The following is a 1,104-nucleotide window of genomic DNA, read 5'->3' on the forward strand; positions in this document are numbered from 1 at the left end:
CGGTGGGCCACCACCGGCCAGCACCCGCCCGGCGGGAGGTGAGCGTGCGGCACCTGCGACGCAAACTCGCCTTCTACCTGGTCGCGCTGTGGGCCGCGGTCACCGTGAACTTCCTGCTGCCCCGCCTCATGCCCGGCGACCCCGTCGACGCCCTGCTCTCCCGGATGCAGCAGACCGGGGGAGCGGTCAGCCCCGAGGCCCGCCAGGCGCTGGAGGTGATGCTCGGCACCGGCGGCCAGGAGAACCTCGCGGCCCAGTACCTGACCTACCTGGGCAACCTGCTGCGCGGCGACTTCGGGGTCTCCGCCACCTACTTCCCCACCCCGGTGTCCACCGTGCTCACCCAGTCCCTGCCCTGGACCCTGGTGCTCGTCGGCCTGTCCACCGTCGTCTCCTTCGTCCTCGGTGTCACCCTCGGCGCCCTCGTCGGCTGGCGGCGCGGCCGGTGGACCGACGCGCTGGTGCCCGCCACCACCTTCCTCGCCGCCGTCCCCTACTTCTGGCTGGCCCTGGTCCTGGTGTTCGTGTTCGGCGCCACCCTCGGCCTGTTCCCCCTCACCGGCGGCTACGACTACGGCCTCCAGGTCGGGTTCACCGGGCCGTTCCTCGCCTCCGCCCTGCACCACGGGCTGCTGCCCGCGATCACCATCGTCCTCAGCTCCGTGGGCACCTGGCTGCTGGGCATGCGCAACATGACCGTGTCCACGATGGCCGAGGACTACGTCCTCACCGCCCACGCCAAGGGACTGCGCCCCCGCCGCGTCCTCGTCACCTACGCGGCCCGCAACGCCGTCATCCCCAGCCTCGCCAGCTTCGCGATCTCCCTCGGCTTCGTCGTCAGCGGCTCCATCGTCACCGAAGCCGTCTTCTCCTACCCCGGCATCGGGTTCACCCTGCTCCAGGCCGTGCAGAACAACGACTACCCGCTCATGCAGGCCGTCTTCCTCGTCATCACCCTCGCGGTGCTCGGCGCGAACCTGCTCGTCGACCTGCTGCACGCGGTGATCGACCCCAGGACACGGCAGACAGGGGGACGGTGAGGATGACGGTGACCAGTGGGCGGCCCGGCGACCCCACCCCACCCGCCGTCGCCACCCCCGGCCC

1 protein-coding gene is annotated in these 1,104 nt (G+C 71.6%); it reads left to right on the forward strand.

The genetic code is table 11. The features are described from left to right. Nucleotides 1–1,040 (forward strand): ABC transporter permease subunit (locus tag ACTIDRAF_RS0224730; protein WP_016701350.1); only part of this gene is annotated, 1,040 nt, incomplete at its 5' end. Between the last annotated feature and the right edge of the window lie 64 nt (nucleotides 1,041–1,104).

The organism is Actinoalloteichus spitiensis RMV-1378 (assembly GCF_000239155.1).
Lineage (GTDB): Bacteria > Actinomycetota > Actinomycetes > Mycobacteriales > Pseudonocardiaceae > Actinoalloteichus_B > Actinoalloteichus_B spitiensis.